This window comes from Acinetobacter colistiniresistens, assembly GCF_000413935.1.
In the GTDB taxonomy this organism is placed as follows: domain Bacteria; phylum Pseudomonadota; class Gammaproteobacteria; order Pseudomonadales; family Moraxellaceae; genus Acinetobacter; species Acinetobacter colistiniresistens.
Window position 1 is genome coordinate 466,081 of record NZ_KE340380.1, and the last position, 13,620, is coordinate 479,700.

General features: G+C 39.9%; 13 protein-coding genes. 8 read left to right on the top strand and 5 right to left on the bottom strand.

The window, feature by feature from the left end:
- Positions 1-651 carry a potassium channel family protein gene (locus tag F907_RS07930; RefSeq protein WP_016652348.1) on the bottom strand — a complete coding sequence of 217 codons (651 nt, stop codon included), beginning with the start codon at positions 649-651 and terminating at the stop codon, positions 1-3.
- A gap of 157 nt (positions 652-808) precedes the next feature.
- Positions 809-2,347 carry a threonine ammonia-lyase, biosynthetic gene (gene ilvA / locus F907_RS07925; RefSeq protein WP_016652349.1) on the bottom strand — a complete coding sequence of 513 codons (1,539 nt, stop codon included), beginning with the start codon at positions 2,345-2,347 and terminating at the stop codon, positions 809-811.
- A 103-nt stretch (positions 2,348-2,450) separates the two neighbouring features.
- Between ilvA and rpiA the strand changes: the two genes are divergently transcribed.
- Positions 2,451-3,122: a ribose-5-phosphate isomerase RpiA gene (gene rpiA, locus F907_RS07920; protein ID WP_005275181.1), complete on the top strand. Its 672-nt coding sequence runs from the start codon at positions 2,451-2,453 to the stop codon at positions 3,120-3,122.
- Positions 3,122-3,817, top strand: a complete 696-nt coding sequence (locus F907_RS07915; protein ID WP_016652350.1) for a M48 family metallopeptidase — start codon at positions 3,122-3,124, stop codon at positions 3,815-3,817. Before rpiA ends, F907_RS07915 begins: the two co-directional genes overlap by 1 nt.
- A gap of 17 nt (positions 3,818-3,834) precedes the next feature.
- On the opposite strand, the gene F907_RS07910 is transcribed toward F907_RS07915, so the two are convergent.
- The 3 genes from F907_RS07910 to F907_RS07900 form a co-directional block, all read right to left on the bottom strand.
- A complete protein-coding gene (locus tag F907_RS07910; protein WP_016652351.1) occupies positions 3,835-4,446 on the bottom strand; it encodes a CDP-alcohol phosphatidyltransferase family protein in 612 nt (203 codons plus the stop codon).
- A 126-nt stretch (positions 4,447-4,572) separates the two neighbouring features.
- Positions 4,573-6,057, bottom strand: coding sequence for an alkaline phosphatase (gene phoA / locus F907_RS07905; protein WP_016652352.1), 1,485 nt, complete (start codon positions 6,055-6,057; stop codon positions 4,573-4,575).
- A gap of 144 nt (positions 6,058-6,201) precedes the next feature.
- Complete coding sequence (locus F907_RS07900) at positions 6,202-7,719, bottom strand: hypothetical protein (protein WP_016652353.1); 1,518 nt, start codon at positions 7,717-7,719, stop codon at positions 6,202-6,204.
- Between the two features lie 274 nt (positions 7,720-7,993).
- Here F907_RS07900 and argC point away from each other — a divergent pair, with 274 nt between their 5' ends.
- From argC to F907_RS07875, 6 genes are all read left to right on the top strand, one after another.
- Positions 7,994-9,043: an N-acetyl-gamma-glutamyl-phosphate reductase gene (gene argC, locus F907_RS07895; protein ID WP_016652354.1), complete on the top strand. Its 1,050-nt coding sequence runs from the start codon at positions 7,994-7,996 to the stop codon at positions 9,041-9,043.
- Positions 9,044-9,124: 81 nt separating this feature from the next.
- The gene (locus F907_RS07890) at positions 9,125-9,874 is read left to right on the top strand and encodes a DUF6776 family protein (protein ID WP_005275192.1); all 750 of its coding nucleotides are present in this window, start codon (positions 9,125-9,127) and stop codon (positions 9,872-9,874) included.
- 23 nt (positions 9,875-9,897) lie between these two features.
- Positions 9,898-10,311 (top strand): ATP-dependent Clp protease adapter ClpS, encoded by a 414-nt coding sequence (gene clpS / locus F907_RS07885; RefSeq protein ID WP_162616972.1) that lies wholly within the window; start codon positions 9,898-9,900, stop codon positions 10,309-10,311.
- Positions 10,312-10,714: 403 nt separating this feature from the next.
- A complete protein-coding gene (locus F907_RS19465; protein ID WP_111804956.1) occupies positions 10,715-10,945 on the top strand; it encodes an ATP-dependent Clp protease adaptor ClpS in 231 nt (76 codons plus the stop codon).
- Between the two features lie 26 nt (positions 10,946-10,971).
- Entirely contained in the window at positions 10,972-13,257 is a 2,286-nt protein-coding gene (gene clpA, locus F907_RS07880; protein ID WP_016652355.1) for an ATP-dependent Clp protease ATP-binding subunit ClpA, read from the top strand.
- Positions 13,257-13,619, top strand: coding sequence for a YnfA family protein (locus F907_RS07875; RefSeq protein ID WP_005275198.1), 363 nt, complete (start codon positions 13,257-13,259; stop codon positions 13,617-13,619). Before clpA ends, F907_RS07875 begins: the two co-directional genes overlap by 1 nt.
- The last annotated feature ends 1 nt before the right edge of the window (position 13,620 follow it).

Genomic DNA, 13,620 nt, shown 5'->3' on the forward strand with positions numbered 1-13,620 from the left:
TTATGCAAAACATCCTGAAAGTTTTCTAAGATGACTGAGAGAGCCTTCTAGAATCAGAACATCATCCGTTTTTAGCGTGAAATTGGCATCTGTTTCATAGAGAATCTGTTGATCTCTCTTGAGTAATAACAATTTGATATTCGGTTCTTGTTTTAAGATGCCTGATAAATTGACTTGATTAAGGTTTTCATTAACGGGGACTTTCACAATATAATGATCATCATCCAGTGCCATATAACGGCTGACCATTGGATAATTTAAGGCTTGCGCTACACGAACGCCCATATCTTCTTCTGGATGAATAATTTTACTGATATTTAAATGAGAGAGGATGGTGTGATGGGCCTTGGTTTTGGCTTTGACCAGAATTTTTTCTACACCAAGATTTTTTAGATTTAAAACACACAGAATACTGGCTTCAATATCTTCACCAATGGCAACCACAACTGCATCACAATTCTGGATGTTGAGTTCTTCCAAAACATGTTCATCGGTGGCATCGGCAATTACTGCATGGGTAATCCGATCAGCCAAATTTTCGACATTGCGTTTGAGGGTATCAATTCCAATGACGTCATGATTAAGTTTAGTGAGTTCCAATGCAACAGTTGCCCCAAAACTACCTAAACCAATGACTGCAAACTGTGCCATAACTGTCCTTAACTAAATGATAAAAATCTGTTTTTATCCATTTTAAGTTGTAATAATTTTCTATTTGTAATGATTTTGTTTGCAGCAGTATGGAGAACAGCAAAATCATCAAATAAAAATAAAGCCGACATCTTCGTCGGCTTTATTTTATCGTATTTTATTTAAGAAAGCGTCGATATCCAATATTGTCGCTGATCTCAGCGTATGGATAGGTGATTTTCTCCAAGGTTTCGACCAAACCATCTGGATTCTGTTTCGCATCAGTTGCTTCTAGTCCGACCAAAACGCGACCTTCAGCTGCACCATGATTGCGGTAATGGAACAGGGTAATATTATGTGTAGGGCCTAAGCGTTCCAAGAAAGTGAGGAGTGCACCTGGACGTTCAGGGAACTCAACACGGAACAAACGCTCATTTTCAATATTGGCATGACCACCAATGAGGTAGCGAATATGCAGTTTGGCGACCTCATCATCAGAGAGATCATCTACTTCATATTGTTGTTTCAGTATTTCATGAATTTCATGACGTTCGGTTTCACCACCTTTGAGACTAATCCCGACAAAGACTTGTGCAAGGTTACTATGACTGGCGCGATAGTTAAATTCTGTAATATTGCGACCTTGAAGTGCTCGACAGAAGTTTAAGAAAGCACCTTTTTGCTCAGGAATTGTTACTGCATAAATGGCTTCACGACGTTCACCCAGCTCAGTACGCTCCGCAATATAACGTAGGCGGTCAAAGTTCATGTTGGCGCCACAAACAATGGACACCATATTTTTACCTGTTACTTGATGCTCAGCGACATATTTTTTGATCCCAGCCAAAGCCATCGCACCTGATGGTTCAACGATACTGCGGTTTTCATCAAAGGTGTCTTTGATCGCTGCACAGATTTCATCGGTATTGACGGTTACGATCTCTGGATCAACGATAGGGCCTGAGTTATCTGATTTACGTAAGCGAATGATCTCGAAAGGTAATTCACCAATTTGTGCGACTGCGGTACCATCAGCAAACAAGCCGACATGAGGTAACACGACACGTTCATTGGTTTCAAGTGCTGCTTTTAAACAGGCAGATTCTTCGTATTCAACCCCAATGACTTTTACATGTGGAGCGACTTCACCCAAATAAGCTGCGACGCCTGCAATCAGCCCACCGCCACCAACTGCAACAAAAACGTATTCAACGTCGCGCCATTGACGGATTAATTCATTGGCAATGGTTCCTTGACCTGCAATGACCAATTCATCATCATAAGGTGGAATAAAAACCAGACCTTCATCTTCGGCACGTTGTTTCGCATATTTGTTGGCAACATCGAAGCTATCGCCATGCAGTACCACTTGACCACCCAAGCTTTTCACTGCTTGGACTTTAATGTCCGGTGTTGTGCTTGGCATCACAATAATAGCGTGAATACCCAGTTTCTTCCCGGATAATGCAACGCCTTGTGCATGGTTACCCGCAGATGCACAAATTACCCCGCGCTCGAGTTGATCTTTAGGAAGTTGGCTAATGCGGTTGTAGGCACCGCGTAGCTTAAAAGAGAATACAGGTTGGAGGTCTTCACGCTTAAATCGAATGTTATTATTAATTTTTTGACTAATTCGTGGAGCTGCTTCAAGCGGTGTTTCAATTGCAACATCATAAACCGTTGCTTGTAAAATTTGTCGTACCACACGAGACAGCATGTTCTTCTTCCCTATAACAGTTTAAAATAGACAATCATTGTAGCAAACCCCCGTGCATTTGCGCTGTTTTTTATAGCAAATGTCAAAATAGTTGAGTGAAGTCATGAGTCTATATGCAAGCCAAGATGAAAAAAAACAAGCTGCGGCCAAAGCAGCTTTGAAACATTTGCCTAAAGGCGGCATTTTGGGCGTAGGAACAGGAAGTACCGTTAATTTTTTAATTGATTTATTGCCTGAATTGCAATTAGAAGCGGCTGTTGCCAGTTCAAATGCAACTGCTGAGCGTTTAAAGAAGTTGGGTATCGAAGTTGTAGATATGAACTCGGTCGGTGGCTTGGATGCTTATGTAGATGGCGCAGATGAAATCGATCGCCATATGCATATGATTAAAGGTGGTGGTGCTGCCTTAACCCGTGAAAAAATTGTTGCATCTATTGCGAAAAAATTCGTCTGTATCGTGGATGACTCAAAATGGGTTGATCAATTAGGACGTGATTTTCCGCTTCCTGTTGAAGTGATTCCTATGGCACGTTCTGCAGTAGCGCGTAAGATTGTGGCTTTAGGTGGTGACCCAGTTTATCGCGAAGGTGTGGTGACTGATAATGGTAATGTGATTTTAGATGTTTTTAATTTAAATATTTTAAATGCACTTGAACTAGAAAGAACGTTGAATAATATTCCTGGTGTTGTGACCAATGGTATTTTTGCATTGAATCCAGCAACAATTGCAGTTGTTGCAACTGATAGTGGTATTGAAGAACGTACAGCGCAGTAATGCAATCTGTTTCATTGGAAACGCGATTACCTGACATTAAAGTCGTTCGGCATGCAAGGGCAAGAAATTTGCGCTTGCGTGTTGAGCCGACAGGTATTCGTTTAACCGTTCCTTTATTCTGTAGTAAACGACAGATTCAGCAATTTTTGCATCAATCAGAACAATGGTTGGTCGAGACATGGGCTAAACAACAACAGCAATTTAATCAGGTTGCAGTATTTCCTGAACAATTAGCGCTATTTTTCCATTCGCAACCTTTCCAAATTATCCTGCAACAGCAGCGGCCTCTGTTTAAATTTGATTTTGATCAGCATCTCGTCTGGATAAATGATAGGCAGCCAGAGCAGGCTTTGCAGGCAGCTGTCTTGGCTTATGCAAAGCAGTTTTTACCTGAATATTTGACTCAAGTGAGTCAGCAAATCAGCCTGTCATATCAACAATGCAATATCCGGAGACCGAAAACGCGTTGGGGCAGTTGTAGTTACAAACACGACATCATGTTAAATGCTGCATTGGTGCTTATGCCTGAACATATTGTACGATCTGTTTGTGTGCATGAGTTAGCGCATACCAAACATTTTGATCATAGTGCAGCTTTCTGGGGTGAAGTTGAAAAGCATGATCCCTGTTATCTTGCGCATCGAAAGCAGTTAAAACAAATTCAATTGCCTGCTTGGTACTTTAAAAAAGATTAATGTTCTATATAAATGGTTTAACCATTAAAAAGACGATTCTGCTGGACGCTTAAACCTTTTCTGATACGTAAAGCTTGTTTGAGGCTAGGAACATCATTTTGCCATTGTTTGAGGACTAGAATGATGGCAATGATTTCAGTTCGCGTTAAAACACCTAACCAAAAAACGATCCAGAATAAAATTTGGCCTTGTCCTGTGAGCGTGACTTGTACCAACAAAGCGAAGAGAAATAAGGTCCAAATTTTTGCGCCGAGGCTATGGGTTGCCACTTCTTTACGGAACTTAATAAAACTCACAAGGTAAATTGCAACTTCAAATAGCGTCAGAATAATGATGGGCCAGAAATATTGTTTAAAAAAATAGGGTTGTTGTAAATAAATTGAAGCAATTGCACAAATAAAGAAAACTTGGTCAATGTTAGAGTCTAATCGGCGTAATTTTTCGTTTGATATGCCTAGGCGTCTGGCAATGATGCCATCAAAAATATCACTCAGCAGTCCGAGCGTCAGAAAGATCACAGTAAAAATAGGATAGAAGTTAGGCTGAAGTAGTGTGACTGCAACAATAAGAAAACCCAGCACCAATCTGGAATAGATAAGTAAAGTCGGGATTTGATGTTTTAAAGGCATTAAATAGGCAGCATAAGAGTGTGCTCGAAGTATAGCAGGCGATAATAATTAATAAGACTAAAAGTAACATATTGCATAAAAAACAACAGCCTAACTAGAGGCTGTTGTTCAAAGGTATGTAAAATATTACTGAATACCTAAAGCATCTTTCATAATGAAGAACAAATCTGTTTGATCAAGTAAGCCTGATACGTTGGCAGCACGAGGCCCATATGCCGCAATACGGACTTGGGATCCAGTATGATGTTGACTTGAACCTTCTGGTGCTGTGCCATAATTGATTGCCATTGCAACACCATCTTTGGTTTTTAGTGCTGCTGTTTGACCTGGACTCTCACCTTTAATTGGAATGATCTGGCTGGTATGTGCATGATCACCAGTAACGATAATCAAGGTGTCGCCATGCGCTTTGGCGAATTTAAGCGCAACCTGAATAGCGTCATCCAGTTGTACGGTTTCGCCAATTTGGCCACACGGATCTGCTGCATGGTTCCGTTTATCAATTGAGCCACTTTCAATTTGTAAGAAGAAACCTTTTGGATTGGGTTTTAGTAGCTCGAGCGCTTTCTCGGTCATTTGTGCTAAACGAGGGGTTGAGCTGGTAAATGCGGTATTGTCTCTACAGCTTTCAGCTTCTTTTTTATGACCATTCAGTTGTGTGTTCGGGCCACTCCAAATTACAGGCAGATTACCGTCGGCAAATAAACCCAGTAGAGGCTGATTTTGATCGGCAAGATTGACTGCTTTAAGTGAGTTAAGGTCTTCAACAATGTGATAGTTTTCTAATTTTGCACGTTCAAGTAATGTTTTACCCTGGAAAGGGCCTGCTTTGGCAATTTGATAGAAGCTTTTTCTACCGCCACCTAAAGTTACATCTGCACGGGCTGATAAAAGTTGTTCGGTGATTGAACCGAGACCGCCATTTTCAAGCGCGCTATCGGCACAATTTGCTGAGGTTTCATTTGGACCATAGCATTTACGTGAACTGATATGAGCAACTAAGGCAGCAGGTGTTGCATCCTGTAATTCAGTTGTCGTGACATTACCTGTTGCAAAACCTGCTTTTTTGGCCAGTTCCAAGATTGTGGCATGATGTTTTTTGTAGATATCTAAACCGAGCGCATTATTATAGGTTTTAATCCCTGAAGCCCATGCTGTTGCAGAAGCTGCTGAGTCTGTTACATAATCAATATTGCCATTTTTATCGAGTGCATATGTTGTATAGCTACCCGTGAATGGTAATACATCTAAGCCTTTAAAGTAGCCAGCGGCACCTTCGGCATAATTACGTGCAGCAGTGATTTCTGAATCGCTCGTCCCATCTCCAATAAATAAAATGATATTTTTTACAGTTTTGTCGCTTAAAGAATCTTTCATCGCTTGTGTTCGCTCTTTCTTTAAACGGGTTGCACCACCAAATTGACGGATATCACCACGGGCTCCAGCTTCAAGTAATTCACCAGGTTGAGCATCTGGTGATGGTGTTGGCTGCTCTGTGGTTGGAGGTGGTTGTGGTGTTGGTTGAGGTTGCTTAGAAGAAGAGTCGTGATCATTGCCACAAGCGACCAATAGAGAAATAACAGCAGGTAAAAGTAATAGTTTAAATTTCACGTGATTTCAACTTGAAAAATAGTTGAAAATGATAGTAATAATTAAATGTGAAGTTTTGGTTAAAATTATATTTTGAATTTCTTTAGTTTATTTCCAATTCAGGCTGTGGAGCCTAGGTTCCATAGCCTGAAGAGCGTGTAAATATTAGAACTTACATTGTAATTGGGTCGTCTGTAGTTGATCTGGGGCTTTACGACCATCCAAACCTGCACTCGCACTGAGGACTTGATTTTGTTTTATTCTTAATTGAATGAAATTGTACTGAAGCGTACTGTTGTTGGGCTCTGTGGAGCTACTATTTAATAAATATTCAGAATTGACTTTATCAACCTGTAACAAGTTATCTGTACTATCACCATCCAGTTTTGAGCTAAAAGTTTGCCCATCTTTTACTAACTCTAACTGGCCATCACCACGGATATTGAGTTGACAGTTACTGTTTGGATCTTTGTAATTGCCAATCAAATATTCAATGGATGGTAAGCCGGCACTGACAATATTGATTCCAGTGATGCCTTGTTTACATGGGTAAATGGAGCCATTACATGTTTCAGTTGTATCTGAGAACCCAACTGCACGGCGGTAATCACCAGCACCAATAACACGGAAAGCATCTGCTGTATTATTTATAGGGCCATTGCCAGCATAGGACTTTTGTTGCAGTGAGCTATAACCTTGCGGATTTAAGGCGGCTTGACGATAACTATCGGCCAGTTGTAATACTGCTTGTTTTAATGAAGCAGCAAAAGCATCTCTTGCGTTTTTTTGATTTGCTGCAATGAATAAAAGATTGTTCTTAGATGGGTCAATATTGTCTGGCGTCGCAGTGACTAATGATGTGAGTGTACTTTGATCGCCGCGTAATTTTTTGGCATCAAGATAACCATCTTTTAAATCTACTGCTAAATTTTTGGTAAATTCAGCAAAGTTATTGTTGGGGTAAAGATTTGCCCATTGTTGAATAAAACCAAAACTGAGATAGGTATTGATGTATGAATTTAAGTTTAATGTGGCATCTTGGGGTGAAAATATATTTAAAATAGAGGAGGAGCTTAGGTTGGGAATATCTAATTGATAAAAGGCACTTGTTAAAGCTGAATTTACGTCTGCAGTGGCCAGATTTAATTGAGAAGCACTCACTTTTGTAGGATTGATATTAATATCTGTTGGTAGGGAACCAGAACGAACCAAGGCACGTTGATAAATTGCTTCTGAACTTGGATTAATATAAATCGTTTGCGTAAGACTGTTGGTATTGACTTCAACCAGACTATGCAAGGTCATAGAAACATTTTGATATTGACTGTTTTGAAAGTCAAAAACCAATGAGTTAGGAGTCGTTGAGATCTCAATGCGGTATAAACGTTCTTTATTTAGAACACGCGGTAGAGTGATATTAATGTTGGCAGTTGTACTTAGGTTTTGTTCCAGAACAAGAGTATTATCAAAATTATCAAAGATTTTAAGCACAACATCTCGCATTTCAACCGCAGCAATAATATTGAAACTCTTGGGTTTAGGTTCAGTGACTGTTGGTGTTGTCTCTACTTTTGCACTGCTTTCACCACTTCCACAGCCAATTAATGTAGAGCTGAGTAGAAGGGCGCTTAGTCCTAAGCAGATATGATGATGTAATCTTTGTTTTGGCATCAAAGAAGGCATTCCAGCTCTCCAAAAAATTTTGCATCCATGAAATTTATTATTACCGCAATTTTTTTATTCTATTCGAATAGTGAAATGATTCAATAGTATTTCTTGACCAATGGTAGAATCAGTTTAAATATAATGCGTTTATTGATATTCATTTATCGGCTTCTGGCTGTTTAATGCTGATGGATTACATTTTTATTTTCTTAAAAGTTAGACACTTGAAGATTGTGTAAAATTCGGCAAACTGCCATACTGTTTATCTAAATGAACGCTTGAGGTGTCACACGTGATTTCTGTTGGTATTGTTGGTGGAACTGGATACACTGGGGTTGAGCTATTACGTCTTTTATTAAGACATTCACAAGTTCAGGTTCGTATTCTCACTTCTCGAACAGAAGCAGGAAAGCGCGTCGCAGATATGTTCCCGAGCTTACGCGGACATACAACACTTAAGTTTTCTGATCTGGATTTAGATCAATTAGCGCAATGTGATGTTGTATTTTTTGCTACTCCACATGGTGTTGCAATGCAACATGCAGAAAAACTCGTCGCTGCTGGCACTAAAGTGATTGATCTTGCTGCTGATTTCCGTTTACAAGACTTGGCTCAGTTTGAAAAATGGTACGGTATGCAACATAGTTGTCCTGCTATGTTAAAAGATTCTGTATATGGTTTAACTGAATTAAATCGCGAAAGAATCAAACAAGCACAAGTTATTGGTAATCCAGGTTGTTATCCAACCACAGTGCAACTGGGTCTGGCACCATTACTTAAAACGTCAAGTCAGCTTATTGATACACAAAGTATCATTGTGGATGCGAAATCAGGCGTATCTGGGGCAGGCCGCAAAGCAAGCCTTGGCATGATTTACAGTGAGAATGCTGATAATTTTAAAGCGTATGGTGTTGCTGGGCATCGCCATCACCCAGAAATTGTTGAAGCGCTGGAAAATATCTCTGGGCAAAAAGGACAGTTTGATCAGCTTATTTTTGTTCCACATTTAGTACCTATGATTCGCGGCATGCTAAGTACAATTTATGTTGACTTAACTGAGCAAGGTCAGCAAATTGACTTACAAGCTCACTATGAAAACTTTTATAAAAATGAACGATTTGTCGATGTTATGCCTGCGAATAGTTCACCAGAAACACGTAGTGTTCGTGGTGCCAATGAACTCAGAATTGCACTCTATCGCCCACAACCAAATAAACTGATCATTCTGGTTGCGCAAGATAACTTGGTGAAAGGTGCAGCAGGTCAGGCGATTCAAAATATGAACTTAATGTTTGGTTTTGATGAAGCAGCAGGCTTGGAAGGTATTGGTTTATTACCATAAAAAACTCTTTTTTACTTCACACACATTTAAATTTCGATTTTAATGTGTGCTTTGATGCAGATCATAACGATAGAGATGATGATGGAAAACGTTGAACCGACTACTTCACCAGACAGTTCCGTTGAAAAAAATAAATTCTTAAAAACGAATTTACCTTTGATTATTGGCGCTACGATTTTGATCGGTAGCAGTTTTATGCTTGGTTATACTGTTGGTCACCGTCAAGGTTTAACTGTAGTGGGTTATGATGCAGATGCTGAGCAGTTGGTTGATGTTGTTCAGAAGCAAAAAACCGCTTTAGATTCAGTTGGCAAAAGTTTGAATGCTGCTGTTCAAGAGCGAGATATGGCTGTGAGTAATGCAGATGACTTGTTCAAGTCTGTGAACCAGGCTAATGCTGACAAAACCCAGTTTGAAGGAATGAATGCGATTTATCGTGATATCTTGAGACAGCGTGGTGGTGTGAGTTTAACAATCCAGAATATGGCGATTAAATCATTACCTGAAAATGCATTTGAATATCAGATTGATCTTGTTCAAGTTAGCCCAAATAAACGCCGTGCATCAGGTTCGGTTGAATTACGCCTGATTAAAGATACTGAGGTTTTGGTCGTACCTTTAGAAGATAGAAACTTTAACTTTGAAGATTTTGAGCGTTTAACCGGGCGTTGGACAATGCCTAAGGGCTTTACACCTCAATTCATTGAAGTACGTTTGACAGGATCAGGTACACCTGTAATTAAACGTTTTAGCTGGCAACGTGGTAAGCCTGTGGATGTAAGTTCAGCTTTTGTATCAGAAATCCCGCAAGCCGAAGCGAATGCTCAATAATTTTTTTAGATTAAGAACTCAATATGCGAAGATACAAACGCCAAATGAATTTAAGTGAAGTGAAAAACTCTTTTCATCAATCAGGTTATGTCGATTGGCACTTAAATCCACGTTTAAGTGATTCGCAAGAGGATCATGAAGGTGAGGTGGTTGTACAAACTGCCCCACCAGAGTTAAAACGACCGCCTTTATATGCGGTTGTGTTAATGAATGATGATTACACGCCGATGGATTTTGTCATTGAAGTTCTACAAAGCTATTTTGGGCTGGACTTTGATCAGGCCAGTCAAGTGATGCTCACTGTTCATTATGAAGGTAAGGGAACAGCCGGTATTTACCCACGAGATATTGCTGAAACCAAAGCCAATCAAGTGAATAACTATGCCCGTTCGCAAGGCCACCCTTTATTGTGTCAGATCGAACCTGAGCAGCGTTAAGAAAAGCAACGCTTTTTAGCTGCGCAAGACGAGCAACTATGTTGCGAGTAAAAGCGTTAAGAAAAGCAACGCTCTTGCGGAATTTCATTCCTCATGCGCAAGGCGAACATCTATGCTGTGAGTAAAGGCGTTAAGAAAGCAATGCACTTGCGGAATATTATTCCTCATGCGCAAGACCTGACACCATGATATGGCTCATATGCTGCGAGTGAAAGTGTTAAGAAATATCCACTTTCATTTCGTTTTTCGAAACAAAGGGTAGTTCAAAGCATATATTGTTTTATGCTAAAAACATGAAACAATATACTGAGTATTTCTATGTTAAACCTATGTATAATTTGTTAGGCTTTAAGCAACACCATTCAGTATTACAATTTTTCATAGGTTTAATGTTGTTTCATAAATTAATAACTATTCCGCTGTCTTTTTGAACAATTGGATCAGTCTTCTTCTCTTTGTAATTGAATTTTTACAACAATACTTGGTTTTGAATCTTGACCAAGATACTCAACTAATGCTAACAGTAGATTATGAAGCAAAGAGGCTTGTAGACGTGTATTCAATTACGCTTACAGAAGCTCAGCGGATCAAGTCAATAATCAGCTTTTTCACTGAAAGATGTGTCTTTTTTTGATAAAGCTCAAGATATAAGGGGGTTACATGCTCAGTCGTCAATTAGAAGTATCGTTACGTTTGGCTGTTAGCATGGCTCGTCAAAAGAGACATGAGTTTCTGACAGTTGAACATTTGTTGCTTGCCTTGCTAGATAATGATTCTGCCGTGAATGCATTAAAAGCATGTGGCGCGGATATCGTTACTTTGCGTAAAGAATTAGAGGAATATGTAGAGCAACATACCCCAAAACTTGGTGATAATAGCGAACAAGCTCCTCATCCAACGGAGAGTTTTGATCGAATTTTACAACGCGCAATCTTCCATGTTCAATCAAGCGGCGGTGACCGTACGGTTGAAGGTGCTGACGTTTTAGTTGCGATGTATTCAGAAAGAGATTCGTTTGCTGTTTATTTACTTAAACGTCATCAAATTAACCGTTTAACTTTGACTCAATACTTGTCTCATGGCACCCGAAAAGATGAGATTCAAGTTGAAGAAGAAGTCGAAGATATTGAAGGTGAAAGTGCAGCTTCAGCAAATGCTGGACCACTTGAACAATATACGCTGAACTTAAATGTCGAAGCGCAAAAGGGCAAAACCGATCCGTTAATTGGACGTGAAAAAGAAATTGAGCGTGCAGCCCAAATCTTGTGCCGTCGTCGTAAAAACAATCCACTTTTAGTCGGTGACCCCGGTGTAGGCAAAACTTCGATTGCTGAAGGGTTAGCATGGCTGATTGTGAATGGTAAAGCACCAAAACCATTGGCAAATGCAGAAGTTTATAGTTTAGACATTGGTGCCTTGGTTGCAGGGACTAAATATCGTGGCGACTTTGAAAAGCGTTTGAAACAGCTTTTGAATGCGTTGAAAAAGAATCCAAATGCGATTTTATTTATTGATGAAATTCATATGATCATTGGTGCTGGTTCGAGTATGGGTAGCACAATGGACGCATCGAATTTAATTAAACCTGCTTTGGCGAATGGGACTTTACGTTGCATCGGTTCAACAACTTTTCAGGAATATCGTCAGGTATTCGAAAAAGACCATGCCTTGTCTCGCCGTTTCCAAAAGATTGATGTGAATGAGCCAAGCATCAATGAAACGATTGAAATTTTACGTGGTTTGAAAAACAAGTTCGAAGATTTTCATCATGTCGAATATGATGACAAAGCATTGGTTGCTGCAGTTGAGTTATCGGCTAAATTTATCAATGATCGTTTCTTACCAGACAAAGCAATTGATGTGATTGATGAAGCTGGGGCTCAACGCCGTTTAAAAGCTGAGATTGATGGTACAACGATTTCAGTTGAAAATATTGAAGATATCGTATCCAAGATTGCTCGTATTCCACCGAAAACAGTGTCTAAAGATGACAAATCGGTACTTGAAAATCTGGAACGTGATTTGAAACGTGTAGTATTTGGTCAGGATGAGGCGATTACAGCACTTGCATCAGCGATCAAATTGTCACGTGCAGGTTTAAAAGCACCGGATAAACCAGTCGGCAGCTTTGTTTTTGCTGGTCCAACAGGTGTGGGTAAAACCGAAGTGACCAAACAACTTGCCAAGTTGTTGGGTGTAGAGCTGGTTCGTTTCGATATGTCTGAGTATATGGAGCGTCATGCAGTTTCTCGTTTGATCGGTGCGCCTCCGGGTTATGTTGGTTATGATCAAGGTGGTTTGTTGACCGACGCGATTCATAAAAATCCGCATTGTGTCTTGTTATTAGATGAAATCGAGAAAGCACACCCAGATGTATTTAACTTGTTATTACAAGTCATGGATCATGGTGCTTTGACAGATAATAATGGTCGTAAATCTGACTTCAGAAATGTGATTATTGTTCTTACCACCAACATTGGTGCAGAGAGTATTGTCCGTGCAAGTATTGGTTTCACTGAGCAAGATCATAGTGCAGATAACCAAGATGCAATGAAACGTGCATTCTCGCCTGAATTCCGTAACCGTTTGGATGGTGTGATTCAATTTAAAGCACTTCCGACTACGATCATCGATTCAGTGGTAGATAAATTCTTGACTGAGTTGCAAGCACAGCTTGATGAAAAACAAGTGGTACTTGATGTTGATCAAAGTGCACGTGATTGGTTATCAGCCAATGGCTATGACCGTCTCATGGGGGCTCGTCCAATGCAACGTCTGATTCAGGAACATTTGAAAAAGCCGCTTGCTGAGATGATTTTGTTTGGTGAACTTGCTGAGCATGGTGGTAATGTTGCTGTTTCTGTAAAAACAGAAAATGGCAAAGAAGTCGGCTTAAAATTGGAAGTCTTTGAAGATCATATTAACCCGAGTGCTGAACCTGCTTAATGTTTGAACTATCTTTCTCGATAACCCAAGTACTTAAAGTATTTGGGTTATTTTTCGTCACAGCAATTGCTGAAATTCTAGGTTGTTATTTCCCTTATTTAATTTTGAATCAAGGCAAGTCGCATTGGTTGTGGATTCCGACAGCACTAAGCTTAGCGGTTTTTGTTTGGTTGCTGACTTTGCATCCTGCTGCATCAGGTCGTATTTATGCGGCTTATGGTGGAATTTATATATTTACTGCATTATTGTGGCTACGTTATGTTGATCAAGTCATGCTAACACGTTGGGACGTTTTAGGTGGTCTCGTTGTTTTGTGTGGCGCAGGTCTAATCATTTTGCAACCGCAAGGTTTAGTTCGTTAGT

What these genes read in the sequence shown, in the direction of transcription:
- F907_RS07890 (WP_005275192.1), top strand. Translation starts at nt 9,125, where the DNA reads ATGGAAAACGTTGAACCGACTACTTCACCAGACAGTTCCGTTGAAAAA.
- ilvA (WP_016652349.1), bottom strand. Translation starts at nt 2,347, where the DNA reads ATGCTGTCTCGTGTGGTACGACAAATTTTACAAGCAACGGTTTATGAT.
- F907_RS07910 (WP_016652351.1), bottom strand. Translation starts at nt 4,446, where the DNA reads ATGCCTTTAAAACATCAAATCCCGACTTTACTTATCTATTCCAGATTG.
- F907_RS07875 (WP_005275198.1), top strand. Translation starts at nt 13,257, where the DNA reads ATGTTTGAACTATCTTTCTCGATAACCCAAGTACTTAAAGTATTTGGG.
- clpA (WP_016652355.1), top strand. Translation starts at nt 10,972, where the DNA reads ATGCTCAGTCGTCAATTAGAAGTATCGTTACGTTTGGCTGTTAGCATG.
- F907_RS07900 (WP_016652353.1), bottom strand. Translation starts at nt 7,719, where the DNA reads ATGCCTTCTTTGATGCCAAAACAAAGATTACATCATCATATCTGCTTA.
- F907_RS07915 (WP_016652350.1), top strand. Translation starts at nt 3,122, where the DNA reads ATGCAATCTGTTTCATTGGAAACGCGATTACCTGACATTAAAGTCGTT.
- rpiA (WP_005275181.1), top strand. Translation starts at nt 2,451, where the DNA reads ATGAGTCTATATGCAAGCCAAGATGAAAAAAAACAAGCTGCGGCCAAA.
- clpS (WP_162616972.1), top strand. Translation starts at nt 9,898, where the DNA reads ATGCGAAGATACAAACGCCAAATGAATTTAAGTGAAGTGAAAAACTCT.
- F907_RS07930 (WP_016652348.1), bottom strand. Translation starts at nt 651, where the DNA reads ATGGCACAGTTTGCAGTCATTGGTTTAGGTAGTTTTGGGGCAACTGTT.